Below are 17,436 nucleotides of genomic sequence, written 5' to 3'. Positions count from 1 at the left end.
GCCGTCCCGGAAATGCCTGAAAGCCTGATCTCCCCCCGGATCCGCAGGCTGTCTGAGCGGGTCGTCAATCGGATCGCTGCCGGCGAGGTGATCGAGCGGCCGGCTGCGGCGGTCAAGGAACTGGTCGAGAACGCGATCGATGCCGGGGCCGGCCGGATCGCCGTCTCGCTGGTCGGTGGCGGCATCGACCGGATCGAGGTCGTCGATGACGGCATCGGCATGTCCGCGACCGACCTCGCCCTTGCGGTGGAGCGGCACTGCACCTCCAAGCTTGCCGATGAAAGCCTGGTCTCGATCGGCACGCTGGGATTCCGCGGCGAGGCGCTGCCCAGCATTGGCGCGGCGGCCCGGCTGTGCCTGACATCGAAGCAGCGAATGCCGGGCGGCGGGGGCGGCGAGGCCTGGCGGCTCAGGGTCGAGGGTGGATTGCTGCATCCGGCGGAACCCTGTGCTGGACCGATCGGCACCCAGGTGCTGGTCGAGGACCTGTTCTTCGCGACACCAGCCCGGCGCAAGTTCCTGAAGAGCGTCCGGGTCGAGGCGGGGCATGCGGAAATCGCCGTGCGCCGGCTGGCGATGGCCGCGCCACAGATCGCCTTCCGGCTGCAGATCGACGGTCGCGTGCTGCTCGACCTGCCGGCGCAGAGCCTGGCTGCGCGCCTCGCCGTGCTGCTTGCCGATGAAGCTGGTGATGCCGGCCCGCAGGGGCTGCTGACGGTCGACGGCGAGCGCGACGGGATGACGCTGTCCGGCTTTGCCTGCGGCCCGGCGGTGCATCGCGCCACGGTCAACGGGCAGTTCCTGGTGGTGAACGGGCGTCCGGTGGCTGATCCGGTGCTGCGAACGGCGCTGCGTGTCGCCTACCGTCCGGTCATGGAGCAGGGGCGGCATGCCGTCGCCGCGCTGTTCCTGCAGATCCCGGCCGAACGGCTGGACGTGAACGTGCACCCGGCCAAGACCGAGCTGCGCTACGCCGACGCGGCGGGGGTGCGATCGCTGGTGATCGGCAGCCTCGGCCGGGCGCTCGGCAGCGGTGCCGGGCATGCCGGGCTGCGGTCTGGCTTGCTGACCGCCAGGCGGCCCGGAGCCGGCATCTGGTATCCCCCGGAACGGCGGACGGACCCGGGTCCTGCAGGCTTTGCCGAGGCGGGACTGGCCTACGACGCAGGCCCCTCCGCCAGGGTGCTGATGCCGCGTGACGAGACCCGGCTGGCGGTGGCGCCGGCGGTCGCTCCACCTGACGATCCTGCTGACGCCGCCCGGACACTTGAGCATCCGCTGGGTGCACCGGTGGCGCAGGTGCTTGATACCTACGTGATCGCGGTCGCCTCCGATGGCAGCCTGGTGCTGGTGGACCAGCATGCGGCGCACGAGCGGCTGACGCATGAGCGGCTGCGTGACCAGTATCTGCAGGGCGCGATTAGCGCGCAGCGTCTGCTGCTGCCGGAAGTGGTCGACCTGCCTGGGCGCGATGCCGAGCGGCTGATGGCGTTTGCCGGCTCGCTGGCGGCGTTCGGTATCGAGATCGAGCCATTCGGCGGCCGGGCGGTGCTGCTCCGGTCGGTTCCGGCGCTGCTGGGCAATCCCGACCCGAAAGCTCTGCTGCGCGACCTGGCGGAGGAGTTGGGTGCGGACGAGCTGGCGACCCCGCAGGAGACGGGCACCCTCACCGGACGGCTCGATGCGGTGATCGCCCGCATGGCATGTCACGGCAGCATCCGCGCCGGGCGGCGGCTCGGCGTCGCGGAGATGGAGTCGCTGCTCCGGCAGATGGAGGCCACCCCGCGCGCGGCGACCTGCAGCCACGGCCGTCCCACCTACCTGAAACTCAGCCGCGCCGAGATCGAGCGGATGTTCGGCCGTCGCTAGGCGGGCTCTGGTAGCAATCATACGGCCACCAGCAATCCACCCGGCACGTGCGACAGGCTGACGGCACCCACGCCCAGCAGCGTCACGCTGCTCGAACCGCCGCCGACCGCCGACAGGATCGTGCTGCCACCCGAATAGCGCGTCCGGAGCTGGGAGGGATCGGTGACGCCCGCGAGCGTCAGGCGGTCATGCAGCGCCCTGAATCCTGTCAGGATCGTGGTCGTGCCGCCTGTCATGTCCGCAAGCACGCTGACGCGGCCGCTGCCGGTAAGGAATGCGTCGAGAGTGCCGCCCTGGTTGTACAGCGTCGCAGTCTCGGTGCCGCCCCAGTATGTCGATGCTCCGCCCTGGATCATGGCGGTGATCGAGCCGGTGGTGTCGCTCGCCTGGTTCGAGGAGACGATGGTGTCGTGCGCCTGGCCGGTCCAGATCGTCTGGCTGGTGAGCCCGCCGAAGATCGTGGTGGCGTCCCGGCTGTCGGTCCCGTTGACGATCGTCTGCATGCCGGTGGTTGCGTGGCTGCCTTGCACCTGCACCGATCCGAGGCCGCCGAAGATCGTCTGCTGCCCCGAACCCGCCTGCACCAGCAACGATCCAACGACGCTGCTGCCGGCAACCGCCACGAGTTGCTCGGCGCCCCCGGACACGACAACGCTGCCCGGGCCGCCGAAGACGGACGCCGTCTCCCCCGGAGCGTTAGTCCCATGGACGGTGACGGCACCACCGTTATCGTCGATGCAGGTCGTCTCTGCGCCAAGCTGCAGGCTGGTGATCGAGCCAGCTTGCGCGTGGATGGTGAGCGAGGCCTTGGCGTCGGCGGACGCCGTGACGACGGAATTGGTGCCGCCGGTCCAGAACGTCTGCGTGCCGTTGCCGCCGCTGATCTGCACCGGGCCGGCCGCGGTCGGTGCACCGACGATGAGCTGCGCGCCGGCGCCGCTCTCGGTGATGCTGGCACCATGACCATTCAGGAACACGGTCTGGGCGCCGCCGCCATTTAGGTCGATGTGAGCGCCGTCCGCTCTCAGCGATACGGTGCCGCCAGGTGCTGCAAGCACTGCACCCGCTCCCGACAGGCTGGCAGAGACCGGACTTGTGAAATTCACCTGCGCGTCGGTGCCTCCCAGGGTCAGGCTTGCGATGCCCGCAGCACTGCCGGAAATCCGGTCACCGGCGGCCGAGCTCGTCAGGCTGAAGCTGCCGAGCGCGCCCGCGGTGGTGATTGGCGCCGTACCATCGACTGCAATCGTGGCGTAGCTGGTCGTGTGGCCGATGACAGTCAGTCGCCCGCCGCGTGCATGCAGCGTGACGTTCTCGGCGGTTCCGACGGAAACGGTGTCGGTGCCGTAGCTGGTGACGATCTTCGACCCTGGCGTGTTGGTCAGGGTGATGCTGTTGCTGGTGCCGGCGCGTGTCGTGACGAGGCTGTCGCCCTCGAGATTGGCGGCCTGGTTGCCGTCGATGGACTGCACGGTCGAGAGCGGCATGGCGGACGAGACCGATAATGCGGTGTTGTCGGTCAGGGTGGCGTGGGCGATGTCGACCGAGAGCGACGCGCCGCCAGAGGGTCCGGAAGCGGTCTCGACACCGGCGTAATAGCTCCCGACCGACCAGCGCTGCATGCCCAGCACGGATGCGGCCAGCAGCGGATCGGTCGTCCGGTCCTGCGCCGACATCGCGTCGACCATTCGGAGCAACGCCTGGTTCAGGTCGATCCGCACCGTATGCAGCGGGCCGGTGTCGGCGGCAAAGGCCAGCGCGTTGACCGAGGCGTCGCTGACCAGCCCGCCGGCGGAGGCGCTGTAGGTCTCCGAGGAGAGGTTGTAGATCTGCTGGTTGTCGTTGCCCGCCGAGATCGTCTGGTAGGGGCCCGGCTCGCCGCGGAAATCGGTGAGTGGCACCTGCAGGAAGATCTCCAGCGTCGGCAGTGCGGCGTTGTAGGACGGGTTGCCGGAAACGTTGAAGAACACCGTGAAGGAGTTGAACGCGATCGCCGTGCCACCGGTGGCGCTCGCAGACGCGATCCGCTCGTCGGCGGTGAAGATCAGCGGGTGGTCGAAGGTGGTGCTGCCGGAAGCGTAGCCGGTGGTCTGCAGGAAGGTGTCGCGGTTCGATCCGCCCGACGCGCTGAGCGCGTAGGTGTAGGTTCCGGGCGTGCCGTAGATCACGAGTCCGCTGCCATTGGTGGCCGACCCGGTGTGCCAGGAGGCGATCGCGCGTCCGAGCAAGGCGTCGGTGTCGGCCGCATCATGCAGGATGGGCAGGGCGGCGGCGAACACCTGACTGGCAGGCGTGTTCCACTGGGTGATGTTCCAGCCAGCGTCGGACAGGCCGGCGATCAGGCCCGGTGCGGGCTGGTACTGCTCCTGGCCGTCCATGACCGTGCCGGTCGAGAACAACATGTCCGGGCCGCCGATGCTCGGATCGGCAAAGATGGTGCTGATCATTCAGGTGGAGCCCCCGTGTCGTCGCTTGCGCCACCATGCGGTCCAAAACGTGAACAAATCCTTTACGATGATGAAGATCCGGCCTGCTCTGGTGCCCTCGTGCGACGCGACCTAGGATGCGCCGCCTGCCGCACCCGCCCCGGTGCCGCAGTCTCACGACCGGGACGACGAGAGCCGTGCACCTGCCTCTGTTGACGATCATCACCTTCCTGCCGCTCGTGGGTGCCCTGGCGCTGCTGGCGATCCGTGGCGAGGCCGCCTTCGTCGAGCGCACCGCCCGCACGGTGGCGCTCGGCGTGTCGCTGCTGGTGCTGCTGCTGGCAGCGATCCTGTGGATCCGCTTCGTGCCCGGCCAGGCGGGGTTCCAGTTCGAGGATCGCACCGACTGGATGCCCGGCTTCGGCATCTCGTACCATCTGGGGCTCGACGGGATCAGCCTGCTGTTCGTGGTGCTGACCGCGGCGATCACGCCCCTGTCGATCCTGGCCAGCGGGCGCGTCGGCATCACCCGGCTGCGCGATTACCTGGTCGCCATCCTGGCGCTCGAGACCACGCTGCTGGGGCTGTTCTCCGCACTCGATTTCGTCGTGTTCTATGTGTTCTACGAGGCCACGCTGATCCCGGGCTCGCTCCTGATCGGCATCTGGGGCGGCCCTAAGCGGGTCTATGCCTCGATCAAGTTCTTCCTGTTCACCTTCGGCGGCTCGCTGTTCATGCTGCTGGCGCTGCTGGCGATGTGGCACATCACCGGCACCACCGACATCCCGACGCTGCTGCACACCCATTTCGCGCCGGCCATCCAGGCCTGGATGTTCCTCGGCCTGGTGCTGGCGTTCGGGGTGAAGCTGCCGCTGTTCCCGCTGCATGGCTGGCTGCCGGATGCCTATACCGAGGCGCCCTCGGCCGCGACCGCGATGCTGTCCGGCGTGCTCGCCAAGGCCGGCGCCTACGGGTTCCTGCGCTTCGTGATCTCGATGCTGCCGGACGCGTCGCATCGTTATGCGCCGTTCATGATCGCGCTCGGCATCATCGCCGTGATCTACGCGGCGATCGTGGCGCTGGCGCAGGCCGACATGAAGCGGCTGATCGCGTACTCGTCGTTCTCGCATATGGGCCTGGTGCTGGTCGGGCTGTTCACCCTGAACGCCACCGGCATCGACGGCGCGGTGTTCGTCATGCTCAGCCACGGCATCATCATCGCCGGGCTGTTCTTCATCGTGGCGATCCTGGCCGGCCGCACCGACAGCCGGATGGTCCAGGGCTTCGGCGGCGTTGCCGGGCGGATGCCGGTGCTGGCGACGCTGGCGATGCTGTTCACCATGGCCAATATCGGGCTGCCGGGCACCGGCAGCTTCGTCGGCGAGCTGCTGGTGATGATCGGCGCAATCCATGTCGGCTTCTGGGTGGCGCTGTTCTCCGGCATGGCGATGATCCTGGGCGCCGTCTACATGCTGGTGCTGTATCGCCGGGTGATGTTTGACACCGCGATCGGCGGCGCCTCCGGCCTGGTCGGCGTGCTGCGGGACCTGTCGCCCCGCGAGATCGCGTTGCTGGCGCCGCTCGCGTTCGTGGTGCTGTGGATGGGCATCTACCCGTCCTCGTTCACCCGCGTGTTCGACCCGTCGGTTGGGGCGCTGGTGTCCGGCCCGATCCAGGCGGCGCAGGTCTCGGCCAATGCTGCCTCGCCGGGGTGATGCAACAAGCGCCCGCCGGACCGTTGCGCCGGGAGCCATGACCGCCACTTAACCCTTCATGGATATGACGTTCACCGCCCCGACGCCGCCTACCCGTGCCCATCTGCCGCGACCGCCGATGCCGACCCGGATCCGCAGCCAGCCAGAATCCTTCCTGGTGCTGCGTCGCAATCCGCTCGAGCTCTGGGGCGATCCGGCCTACCGACATCTGGTGCTGCCCGGCACCTTCCTCGGCCGCAAGCAGCTGCTGCTGAACGATCCGGCAGCGATCAAGCATGTGCTGCTCACCCGCCACGAGAACTACGTGCGCGGCGCGCCCACCCGGCGGGTCCTGCAGCCGGTGCTCGGCGAGGGGCTGTTCCTGGCCGAGGGCGAGGCCTGGCGTCACCAGCGCCGGGTGATCTCGCCGGCACTGGCACCGCGCGTGCTGCCGATCCTGACCCGGCACATCGTGGCGGTTTCGGCACGTGTCGAGGACGAGATCGCCGCACGCGGTCGCACCTCGATGGAGCTGATGCCGGTGCTGCAGCGGCTCACGCTGGATGTCGCCGGGCAGTCGATGTTCTCGCTCGAGATGGGAGCGTTCGGCGCCGATCTCCGTGGCCTGCTGGTGCGCTACGCCCGCGATTTCGCCAAGGTCGGGTTGTTCGACATGCTGCTGCCGGAGGGCTGGACCACGCCGGCGGATCGCGGCCGGGCCGCCTTCCGCACCGACTGGCTGGCGCTGATGGACCGCATCATCGCCACCCGCACGGCCCTGTCGGCGACCGCGGACGACGCCGCGCCGCGCGACCTGTTCGACCTGCTGCGCCAGGCGCGCGACCCGGAGACCGGCCAGGGCTTCAGCCACGCCCTGCTGCGCGACGAGGTCTCGACGCTGATCCTGGCAGGGCACGAGACCACCGCGGTCAGCCTGTTCTGGGCCTGCTACGCTGCCGCCCGGTTGCCCGAATACCAGGAGGCGATTGCGGCTGAAGCTGCCTCGGTGGACCTGTCACCGGACGCGGCGGCGGCGGCGATCCCGAAGCTGAAGCTGACCCGCGCGTTTCTCGACGAGACGCTGCGGCTGTATCCGCCGGCCTACCTGATCGTGCGCCAGGCGGTGGAAGCAGACGTGGTCGGTGGTGAAAACGTCGAGCCCGGCACCGTGGTCACGGTCTCGCCGTGGATCCTGCATCGGCATCATGCGCATTGGGAGGACCCCGACCGCTTCGACCCGGCGCGGTTCCTGCCCGGTGCGCCGGTGCCGGACCGGATGGTGTACATCCCGTTCGGCGCGGGCCCGCGGATCTGTGTCGGTGCGCAATTCGCGCTGGCGGAGGGAACGCTGGTGCTGGCGCGGCTGCTCAAGCGGTTCCGGCTGAGCTTCGCCGGCTCGCCTGCGGTGGCGCCGCGCGGCCTGGTCACCACACAGCCGGATCGTCCGGTGCGCTTCCGCCTGACCGAGCGGTAATTCTCGACCCCCAGAAACATGAAAAGGCTCCAGGGATCGCCCCTGGAGCCTTCGCATTGTCTGCGGCTAGCCGCGACTGAGGTTGGTCAGACCGACTTCTCGGTGGAGAGGGGGGTCATCCAGGACACTCCGTGCGGAGCCGTTGTCAGGCAATGAGACACTGGATCACCTCCTTTCCGTCAATTTCGATATTCCGACCCTACAGACATGCCGCGCCGATTCGCAAGGCAGGAAAACGGCCTCGTCAGGCTCCGGGTGCAGCGCACCGTGTGTCGCCGGGCGCGTCCTCCGGGAGGTCCATCGAGTAGGTCGCGGCGAGTGCGTCGGTGCCGCTGCAGTAGCGGCCGCGGGTGATCTCGGTGTCGATCGCCTGGAAGCGCGCCGAGCGCTCGTCCGCCTGCAGCCGCAGCGTCGTGATCACCATGCGGCGGGGGGTCGGGAGTGGCGCGCCGAACGAGGGCAGGGCGCCATCCTCCGGGTCGGGGCTCGCCACGAACACCAGAGTGGCCGGCATGCCGCCGACCTTGGCGCGGGCGAATACCACCGAGCGGCCGTGTCCATCGATCGTGGGCAGCCGGCTGCCACCCGCTCCATCCATTTCGACGACGTCCCATCCGCGCACGCCTTCCGCACGCGGCAGCATGGTCATGATCACGCGGGTGCCGGCTGCGGCATCCGGCGCCCGTGCCTCCACCACCAGGCCCTGCCGCCCGTCCGGCGACAGATGCGGCACCAGGTTGGCGCCTTCCTCGAGCGGCACCGGGATCACGTTGGTGATCGACCGCGCCCCCCGCGCGACACAGCCGGTGAGGGGGATCGCCAGGGACGCGGCGAGGGTGAAGGGGAGGATGCGCAGGATCATGGCGCGCACCCTAGACGATGACCGGACGGGCAGCATCATGGCCCGGACCGATGGCCGCGCACCGTGCTCACGATCGCGCCGACCGCTGCCAGGACAGCCTCCGGCTTGTCGTTCTGGATGAAGTGGCCGCTGCCGGTGACAACCCGGCTTTCACCGGCCGTGGACAGGCGGGCCAGGCGGTCATGGCCCTGCTTCCACACAGTCCAGTACCGCGCCGTCTCGAGCGCGGTGAAGCCGGGCACCGGGACAGGATGGTGATCCGCCGTCAGGACGATCAACGGCAGGTCGCCCAGGGTGTGGAGCGGCCGTGGAAACTCTTTGTCGTCCGGGGTCGCGCCGGCCGGATCGACGCCGAAGCTGTTCTCGAACTCCGACAGGTTCGCGGCCTCGTAGGGCACCCGGGAATACAGGTCGCGGAGCGCCGCACGCAGGATGGCGGGGTCCTCCGGGGGCGTCGCGAGGCAGTCGGGGTGGTCGGTGGTCAGGCCCGGACCGTCTCGCTTCACCGCCGAGAGGCAAACCCTGGCGCCGTCGATCAGGCCCGCGCGCCAATGCCGGAGGGCGGCGATCCGGCCCGGTGGCAGCCCGTATCTGGCGTAGTCCTGCTGGCCCGGGAAGCCGGGGTCCACCAGCACCAGGCCGGCGAGCTCGCCCGGGTAGCGTTCGGCGAAGAGCGTCGCGTAGATGCCGCCGTTGGAGTGACCGACGAGGATCGGACGCGGGCCGAGATGCGCGGCCACGATCAGGCGGTGCAGGTCGTCCACGGCTGCCGCGGCGTCGGAGGGCCTGCGTGCCGGATCGCTGTAGCCGTAGCCGGCGCGGTCGTAGGCGCAGGTTCGCGTGATCTGCCCGAGACGGTCCTGGATACGCCACCAGTCGGCGGTGCTGCCTCCGGATCCGGATTCGAGCAGGACCGTGGGAGAGCCCTGTCCCAGGCAGAACAGGTTCAGCCGGCGCGTATCTTCGACGGCAACGAGACGCTGCGGGTGCGAATCTTCGGCTGCCGTGTCCGCGGAGGATGCAGCGGCCGGCGCGATGGTCAGGATGGTGAGCAGCAGTGCGGTGACGGCGAGCGGAAGCATGCGCAGGATCATGCGGCGCACCCTAGACGATCGCCTGCGGGGCGGCGACGCGGCGGGTTTCGGTCAGGCGAGCGCTGGGGGAGCGGGCATGCGCCAAACAGATGTCGGTCGATCTGCCTGGAGTTGGACACCGACATGCGCCGCTTCGAGACGGATGCATCGGTCGGTGAGCAGCCCGGGCTTGTTCCTGGCGGTCGTCGGAGCGTTTCATTGCTGAGGCAGCGTTGCTCGCGGATCCGGGTGCCGACCCGGGAATAGCCGTTGGACACGGCGCGCGAGCGGGTCCTGGACCGGGCCGGCAGTCGTGGGAAATCCCCCTGGCACCCGGACTATTTCTGTATATGGTGAAGCAGTGTTCCAGATCTCCGGATTGAGAGGATTTGAACATTGACCGCGACGGCAATCCGGGACGCACTGATTGCTGCGATGCAGTATAGTGACGCGCCAATGGTGTTGAGTGATCCCCATTTGCCGGACACTCCCATGGTGGCGGTCAACCAGGCTTTCGTGGAGCTGACCGGCTATCCCGCGAATGAGATCGTCGGACGCAACTGCCGCTTCCTGCAGGGCCCGAGAACCGATCCGATCTCCCCGCCCCGCATTCGAGCCTGCCTGGATGCGGGTCAGGGCTGCATCGAGTGGATCGTCAACTACCGCCGTGACGGGAGCCAGTTCTACAACCTGCTGTTCATTTCGCCGGTGCGTGATACCGACGGGCGCTTGCTGTTTTTCTTTGGCAACCAACTCGATATCACGATGGGATATCCGGACTGGCTCATGGAGGTGCCATTCGGCAGCGCCCACGTCGTTCCTGCGCTGGAGGAGGAGTTCCACGCATTGCTGAAAGAGGTCAGCATCGCGGCGCAGACGAAGGCGTTGGAGCGGATCGTTGCGGCCGCCCACCGGCTGGCCGAAATCTCGACCAAGCTCGAACCTGGCGCGCTCGAAACCTTCAAGGCGGCGCGGCAACGGGCGTAGGAGATGGAGCCGTATCCTGGGGCGATGGCGTGAAGCGGGAAGAGGACGCGTCACCAGCTTGAAGCTCTAGAGGCTTGGTGTGCAGGCCGCTTGCTGCGCCACGGACTGAGTTCTCCGCAGCGACAGACAAAGCTCGCCTCCATGGCTGATCCGGAGTGCGCGTCGAGGACGGGCCAATTGGGCTGCGAATACGTCATCCGTCCGCCGCAGCCTCTTCCGTCAGCGGCACGCCGCCCGCGGCCACAACCACCGCAGCATCGCGGTGATGCCGGCGTCGCCATCGTGCTGGGCGAGGGCCCTTCCGCGTGAACCCGGGTGCGTCGAGCAGAACTTGTAGCAACACTCCCGCCGGCGTCTCGTCCCGCTATCGACCCTGCTCGGCGGCCGCGAGGATCAAACCCGCACGCCGATGCTGGAGGGTGGCGATCCGGCCTGGCGGCAGCCTGCATCGGGCGTAGTCCCGCAAGACCTGGGAAACTGGGGGTCACCAGCACCAGGCTACCGAACAACTCGGGGTGGCGTTCGTCCAGGAGCGTCGCGCACACGTCGACATCCTGGTGTCCGGCGATAACCGGATGGGGGCCGTGACGGGCGACCATGATCAGACCGTGCAGGTTGCCCAAGGCCGGTGCGGCGCCGGAGGGTTGGCGTGCCGGATCGCCGGAGCCGAAGCGGTCGCAGACGCGGGTTCGCGTGATGCCGGCCCGTCGGTCCTGGATGCGCCATCCACCAGCGGTGCTGCCCCGCGGACCTGGATGCGAGCGGCACCGTGGGAGGGCCCTGTTCCACGCGGAACAGCTTCAGGCGGCGCATGGTCTCGACGACAACGATCCACTGCGGATGGGGATCACCGCCTGCGAACCCGGAGGGCTGAGCCGCGGCTGGCGCGATCGTCCGGATGGTGAGCAGGAACGCCGCGACGGCGACCGCAAGCCGGCGCGGGATCATGCGGCGCAACCCTCGACACCCGGCGGCCGGCCGGCAATGCGGCAGTTCCGAAACGCGTCGACGCCCTGCCGAGCCCAGCCCGAAGCCGGGATGTGTCAGGCGTCTGGAACAGGCCGCGGGAGAGCCGAGGCAACCTCGAGCAGATCGCGCTTCAGCGTCGGAACGGCGTGCTCGATGAAGTCCCGCACCACGCCTTTCCTGGCCCGATCCGGATGGAACACCAGGTGCGCAGGGATCGGCGGCAACTCGAACTGCGGCAGCAGCCGGATGAGGCGGCCGGCGGCAACGTCGTGGGCCACCTGATAGGACCGCGCACGGATGATCCCGTTGCCGCGAAGGGCCGCGTCGATCGTGGCCGCCGCATTGTTGACGCTCAGCCGCGTCTGCACCCGCAGCGATCGCACGCGGCTCTCCTGGCCGGGTGCCACGGAAAATCCCCAAAGTGCATGGTCGCCTTCGGCGTTCAGCCCGATGCAGTCATGGCGCTCGAGCTCGTGCGGAGCAGCGGGCGCGCCGGCACGCGCCAGATAGTCCGGCGATGCGCAGAGCAGCGTGCGCACCTCGCCGATCCTGATGGCTATCAGCGTCGAGTCCGGCAATGGCGCCAGACGCACCGCCAGGTCCACACCTTCGCCGATCAGGTCGACGACGCGATTCACCATCAGCACCCGCGCCGAAACCTGCGGATGATCCCGGAGGAAGCTCTCGAGCAGCGGCATCACCTTCAGGCGCCCGAACAATTCCGGAGCGGTCAGCACCATGCCGCCCTGCAATGGTCCTGGCGCACCACCCGGTTCGAGCTCGCGGAGTTTCGCCAGCACATCGCGCCAGATTGCCAGGTGGCGCTCGCCCGCCGCGGTGAGGCTGAGCTTGCGTGTCGAGCGCAGCAGCAGTGTCTCGCCGGCATGAAGTTCCAGGAGTGCAACGGCACGGGTGACTGCCGCGGGTGACCGGCCATGCTGCCTGGCCGCGGCGGCGAGCGACCCCGCCTCCACTGCGGCGACGACGAGCGAGATCGAGTCTAGTCGGTCCATCGTTTCAGCGCCTGCAATCGAGCCGGTCAGCATGCATGGGTTCTGCCGCGCAGTGAAATCTCTACATGGAGGGCATCGTCAAGGGACGCACCATGTACCGTCACGCCGGGATGCATTCTCACCGCTCCGTCCTCGCCGTGCCGGCGGCCCTTGCGCCCAATCACGTGAAGGAGGATCCGATGTCCGTCACCCGCTATCGCACGCAGAAGGTTGGAGACGTCGACGTCTTTTATCGGGAAACCGGCCCGATCGATGCGCCGGTGATCCTGCTCCTGCATGGCTTCCCGACCTCGAGCCACATGTTCCGCGACCTGATGCCGGAGCTCGCCGACCGCTACCGATTGATCGCGCCCGACCTGCCCGGGTTCGGTCAGACGAAGGCACCCGGGCGCGGTGCGTTCACCTACAGCTTCGAGGCACTCGCCGACATCATCGGCGGTTTTGTCGATGCGATCGGGCTTCATCGTTATGCGCTCTACATCTTCGATTATGGCGCGCCGACCGGCCTGCGCCTCGCGATGAAGCACCCGGAGCGGGTCACGGCGATCATCACCCAGAACGGCAACGCCTATGTGGAGGGGCTCAGCACGGCGTGGGGGCCGTGGCAGACCTATTGGCGCGAGCCGACGCCGGCGCATCGCGAGGCGACACGCACGTCGCTGTCCGACGAGGCGATCCGCTTCCAGTACGAAAATGGCGCGCCTGCCGGACTGGTGTCGCCCGACGGCAGCATGCTCGACATGTTCTACATGCACCGGCCCGGCGCCGAGGAGATCCAGCTCGATCTGATCCTGAGCTACCGCACCAACGTGGCACTTTATCCGGACTTCCAGTCCTACCTTCGCACGCATCGTCCACCCGTTCTGGCGGTATGGGGCAAGAACGACGTGTTCTTCCTGCCGCCCGGTGCGGAAGCCTACAGGCGGGACGTCCCGGATGCGGAAATCCACCTTCTGGATACGGGCCACTTCGCGCTGGAAACGCACCATCGCGAAATTGCAGCGTACATCCGGGATTTTCTTGGTCGCAAGCTTGCTACCTGATTGTCTCCGCCGCTTTTGGCCCGCTGAGCTTCGTGCTGCTTGCAAGCCGGTCCATCAACTCGCAGATTCAGCCGGCGGCCAGCGGCATGCCTCTGGTCTGAACTTGGAGCGTTTGATAACGTTGAAGCGATCCAAGGTGGAGAGTTGCGGTGGCAGTTGGACCTCGACGTGCTCAACATGGGCATCGTGCCGGGCATGCCCGGGCCGCAGCCGCCACACCAAGTTTGAATGCCGGCTTGTCGATGTCGGCGGCAGGACGCCAGACACTCGCGACGCGGGAAGGCCAGGGCGGCGGGGCGGCCAATCTTGGCGGCCATTACGATGACAGCGCGAACAATTGCACGGTCGGAGTGGGTATTCCGGTGCACCACGGACCGTGCACGGCGGCTGAGCTAGCGCAGCGTGCGGATGCTAACGCAAATGATACCGAGTTCAATCGCCGGGTCCACAGAGCCGAGTCCGCCGTCCGCAACAGTTCGACGCCCTGGTCTCCGCGTCGTTCAACTCCGGCAACCAGCTAGATCCGGCGCTCATCGCAGCCAACACAAATAATGATACTGCTGTTGCCGTGCATCTTCGGCAGCTAGTCATGGTCCACAACCACGACGCGCACGGTCATATGGTCGGCCCACCAACGCTCTCGAGAGGGCTGGTCAATCGGCGGGCCGGCGAAATCACGCAATACAACACGCCGATTACGCCTGTTACGCCGGGAGGGCCTCGTCGATGAAGAAGACTGCATCATACCTGGTTGTTGCGACAGTCGTTCTGCCGCTGACGGCCCACGCCGCGTCAGTCTCGAGCTATTTCGGGAATTGGAAGGTCGTCAAGATCGCCGGATACGCCGATATCAGTGTTGGTGAGGAGATCGCAAAAAAGGGACTGGGGCAAACGGTCGTGATATCAGCGACCTCGATCATGTTGCCTGGTGCTCCGTGCCAGGGGGCGGACGTCAAGCTCAACGTCATCAATGTCGACCAGCTCCTACAGGATGACTGGAAAGCGACGCGTGAGGATATCGACGTTGCGCCTTATAGGATGGGCAAGACCGCACACCACATCGACTCAAGCTGTGCGGACGGCATTGTTCTCGACCGTGACCACCTGCTGATGACGGACGCAGGTGCGTTCTATGTCGTAGAGCGTGATAAATAAGACCAACAACATGGTGTCAGGACAAGCCCGACTTCCCGCTGGTGCTCGATGAATCAGTGTGAGTGTTATCGAAGCGGAGCGATCAGAACATTGTGTGCCTATCAGGAAGCCGATGCCGTCTGAATAGTCGACATTTCCTCAACCCAAAGGTGGACAGCGCATCATGGCGAAACGGGTATTTTGGTAAAAGTCGGCTTGACGAGGATAACTCTTTGCGACAGCGAGTAATAGACTTATTTATACCAACTAGATCACGTTCAGACCCCGCACGATAACCCCTTTTCGTCTCGAGCCTGTTTTTGTCTATCAAGACTGCAGTCAAAAATCCGAGTAGAGCGCTTAGAAAGCGCCCAAAAACATCGGAATAGCAGTCCGATAACCCAGCCCTTTATTTACACGCCGAGTTACTGCTGACATAAGCAGCAGGAACTGCATGTCGGCGAATGCACGCCCGATAGACCTCAGCGCTCCGGTTCCATTCAGTCAGGGCCGTCTCCCCTCCACACACAACTAGGCCGCCTTGGCTCCCTCGCAGCCCCTACACATCCAGCAACTCAACCGAAGCCGCATTCTCCTGGATGAACTGGAACCGCAGTTCCGGCCGCCGCCCCATCAGGCTCTCGACACGTTCCGCCGTCGCCTCGCGATCGGCCACCGCGGACACCACCTTCAGCAGCGTGCGATGAGCCGGGTCCATGGTGGTGCGCTTGAGGTCGGCGGGCGGCATCTCGCCCAGGCCCTTGAAGCGGCTGACCTCCACCTTGGTGCCCGCCTTGAAGCCGGACTTGAGCTTGCGCTCGCGGTCGCGGTCGTCCATCGCATAGACGGTCTTGGCACCCTGGGTCAGCCGATACAGCGGCGGCTGCGCCAGATGCAGGTGGCCGCCCTGGATGAGGTCGGGCAGCTCCCGATAGAAGAAGGTCATCAGCAGCGAGGCGATGTGGGCGCCGTCCACGTCGGCGTCGGTCATGATGATGACGCGCCCGTAGCGCAGCCGGGTGCCGTCATAGCGTGCACCCTGGCCGCAGCCGAGCGCCTCCACCAGGTCCTTCAGCTCCTGGTTGCCGCGCAGCTTCTCGGTGGACGCGCTGGCGACGTTCAGGATCTTGCCGCGCAACGGCAGCACCGCCTGGGTCTCGCGGTTGCGCGCCTGCTTCGCCGAGCCGCCGGCGCTGTCGCCCTCGACCAGGAAGATCTCGGTCTCGGCGGCGTTCTCGCGCGTGCAGTCGGTGAGCTTGCCGGGCAGGCGCAGGCGCCGGGTGGCACTCTTGCGCGGCGTGTCCTTGGCCTCGCGGCGGCGGATACGGTCCTCGGCCCGCTCGATGATCGCCGCCAGCAGCGCATCCGCCTGCGCCGGGTGACCCGCCAGCCAGTGATCGAACCGGTCCCGCAGCGCGGTCTCGACCAGGCGCGTCGCCTCGGCGTTGGTCAGCTTCTCCTTGGTCTGGCCCTGAAACTGCGGCTCGCGGATGAACGCCGACAGCTTGGCCGCGACCGCCCCCAGCAGATCCTCGGCCGTCACCTGCTGCGCCCGCTTGTTGGCCCGCGCGTCGCCCCAGGCCCGCAGGCCCTTGATCAGCGCGTTGCGGAAGCCGGTCTCGTGGGTGCCGCCCTGCGGCGTCGGGATGGTGTTGCAGAACGACGCGAGCCCGGACCTGGCGTCACTCTCGCCGGCATCCAGCCAGGCCACCGCCCACTCGACGCGGCCGGTGGACCCGCCGTCCGGTGCAGCGGGGAGGTCGGCGTCACCGGACCACAGCTCGGCCAGCAGCGTCGGGTCAGCGCCGAGTTCGTCGCGCAGGCTGTCGGCGAGGCCGCCCGGGAAATGCAGCACCGCGGTCGCGGGGATCTCATCGGCCCGGGATCCCCCGGGCGGCAGCAGGCTCGGGTCGCACTCCCAGCGGATGGTCACGCCGCGGAACAGGAACGCCTTGGAGCGGCAGAACCGGTACAGCCGGGCCGCCGAGAAGCCCTGGGCTGCGAAGATTTCGGTGTCCGGCACGAAGCGGATCTGCGTGCCGCGCCGGTTATGGATGGCGCCGACCTTCTCCAGCGGCCCGAGCGGGCGGCCGCGCTCGTATGATTGCCGCCACAACGCCCGGTCGCGCGCCACCTCGACCTCGAGCGACGAGGACAGCGCGTTGACCACCGACGAACCGACGCCGTGCAGTCCGCCCGAGGTCGCATACGCCTTGCCGGAGAACTTGCCGCCGGAATGCAGCGTGGTGAAGATCACCTCCAGGGCCGAGCGATCCTTGAACTTCGGGTGCGCATCGACCGGGATGCCGCGGCCATTGTCGCGCACGGTCAGCTGGTTGCCGGGCTCGAGCGTGACCTCGATGGTGGTCGCATGGCCCGCCACCGCCTCGTCCATGGCGTTGTCGATGATCTCGGCCGCCAGGTGGTGCAGCGCGTTCTCGTCGGTGCCGCCGATATACATGCCGGGGCGGCGCCGGACCGGCTCAAGGCCTTCCAGAACCTCGATGTGGCGGGCGGAATAGCTGTCCTCGCCTGCGGTCGGGGTGCTGGCGGCTCCGCGCTCGGCAGTCGGGGCGGCCGCCTTGCGTGAGGGCGCGGCCGGCTTTGCGGCGGCGGCTGCGGCGGACTTGCGTGGCGGCTGCGAGAACAGGTCGTTCATGATTGGTTCTCACCTCGGTCGTAAGCTGCGTCAAGATACAGTCCGGGCCACAGGTTGCGAAATGCCACCCAAAGCGTGATCGCCCGCCGGCTGCCGGATGGTGCAGGGCGGCGTTACGAATCGCTACGTTTTCATTTCCCCAGGAGCGCCTTGTTGCGTAGCCCGCGCGTGGCAACATTCACCCGCGGCAGACAGCCCGGATTGTGACGTCCGGACACGAAGGAGCGCGCAGG

The 17,436-nt window shown here is 67.4% G+C and carries 11 protein-coding genes; 6 read left to right on the top strand and 5 right to left on the bottom strand.

Annotated features, from left to right (window positions below; all coding sequences use genetic code 11):
• Positions 1-12: 12 nt before the first annotated feature.
• On the top strand, positions 13-1,869 hold the full coding sequence (mutL, locus tag ACOEQ2_RS05480; protein WP_419730371.1) for a DNA mismatch repair endonuclease MutL: 1,857 nt from the start codon (positions 13-15) through the stop codon (positions 1,867-1,869).
• Positions 1,870-1,886: 17 nt separating this feature from the next.
• Here the strand turns inward: mutL and ACOEQ2_RS05475 are convergent, their stop codons facing one another.
• Positions 1,887-4,316, bottom strand: coding sequence for a beta strand repeat-containing protein (locus ACOEQ2_RS05475; RefSeq protein ID WP_419730370.1), 2,430 nt, complete (start codon positions 4,314-4,316; stop codon positions 1,887-1,889).
• A 116-nt stretch (positions 4,317-4,432) separates the two neighbouring features.
• On the opposite strand from ACOEQ2_RS05475, the gene ACOEQ2_RS05470 reads away from it, so the two are divergent.
• Both ACOEQ2_RS05470 and ACOEQ2_RS05465 read left to right on the top strand, forming a co-directional pair.
• Positions 4,433-6,010, top strand: a complete 1,578-nt coding sequence (locus ACOEQ2_RS05470) for a complex I subunit 4 family protein (protein WP_419730369.1) — start codon at positions 4,433-4,435, stop codon at positions 6,008-6,010.
• Positions 6,011-6,068: 58 nt separating this feature from the next.
• On the top strand, positions 6,069-7,463 hold the full coding sequence (locus ACOEQ2_RS05465) for a cytochrome P450 (RefSeq protein WP_419730368.1): 1,395 nt from the start codon (positions 6,069-6,071) through the stop codon (positions 7,461-7,463).
• Between the two features lie 244 nt (positions 7,464-7,707).
• On the opposite strand, the gene ACOEQ2_RS05460 is transcribed toward ACOEQ2_RS05465, so the two are convergent.
• Both ACOEQ2_RS05460 and ACOEQ2_RS05455 read right to left on the bottom strand, forming a co-directional pair.
• Positions 7,708-8,325, bottom strand: a complete 618-nt coding sequence (locus ACOEQ2_RS05460; RefSeq protein ID WP_419730367.1) for a hypothetical protein — start codon at positions 8,323-8,325, stop codon at positions 7,708-7,710.
• Positions 8,326-8,360: 35 nt separating this feature from the next.
• A complete protein-coding gene (locus ACOEQ2_RS05455; protein WP_419730366.1) occupies positions 8,361-9,419 on the bottom strand; it encodes an alpha/beta fold hydrolase in 1,059 nt (352 codons plus the stop codon).
• A gap of 375 nt (positions 9,420-9,794) precedes the next feature.
• Between ACOEQ2_RS05455 and ACOEQ2_RS05450 the strand changes: the two genes are divergently transcribed.
• Positions 9,795-10,385, top strand: a complete 591-nt coding sequence (locus ACOEQ2_RS05450) for a PAS domain-containing protein (RefSeq protein WP_419730365.1) — start codon at positions 9,795-9,797, stop codon at positions 10,383-10,385.
• A 1,043-nt stretch (positions 10,386-11,428) separates the two neighbouring features.
• On the opposite strand, the gene ACOEQ2_RS05445 is transcribed toward ACOEQ2_RS05450, so the two are convergent.
• Complete coding sequence (locus tag ACOEQ2_RS05445) at positions 11,429-12,367, bottom strand: LysR family transcriptional regulator (protein ID WP_419730364.1); 939 nt, start codon at positions 12,365-12,367, stop codon at positions 11,429-11,431.
• Positions 12,368-12,546: 179 nt separating this feature from the next.
• Here ACOEQ2_RS05445 and ACOEQ2_RS05440 point away from each other — a divergent pair, with 179 nt between their 5' ends.
• Positions 12,547-13,410 (top strand): alpha/beta fold hydrolase, encoded by an 864-nt coding sequence (locus ACOEQ2_RS05440; protein ID WP_419730363.1) that lies wholly within the window; start codon positions 12,547-12,549, stop codon positions 13,408-13,410.
• A 726-nt stretch (positions 13,411-14,136) separates the two neighbouring features.
• Positions 14,137-14,565, top strand: coding sequence for a hypothetical protein (locus ACOEQ2_RS05435; protein ID WP_419730362.1), 429 nt, complete (start codon positions 14,137-14,139; stop codon positions 14,563-14,565).
• Between the two features lie 538 nt (positions 14,566-15,103).
• Here the strand turns inward: ACOEQ2_RS05435 and parE are convergent.
• The gene (parE, locus tag ACOEQ2_RS05430) at positions 15,104-17,203 is read right to left on the bottom strand and encodes a DNA topoisomerase IV subunit B (protein ID WP_419730361.1); all 2,100 of its coding nucleotides are present in this window, start codon (positions 17,201-17,203) and stop codon (positions 15,104-15,106) included.
• Positions 17,204-17,436: the final 233 nt, after the last annotated feature.

This window comes from Lichenicola sp., from assembly GCF_965198575.1.
GTDB lineage: Bacteria > Pseudomonadota > Alphaproteobacteria > Acetobacterales > Acetobacteraceae > Lichenicola.
The sequence above is the reverse complement of the archived record's forward strand: the minus strand, read 5'-3'. Positions and strand labels throughout refer to the sequence as shown.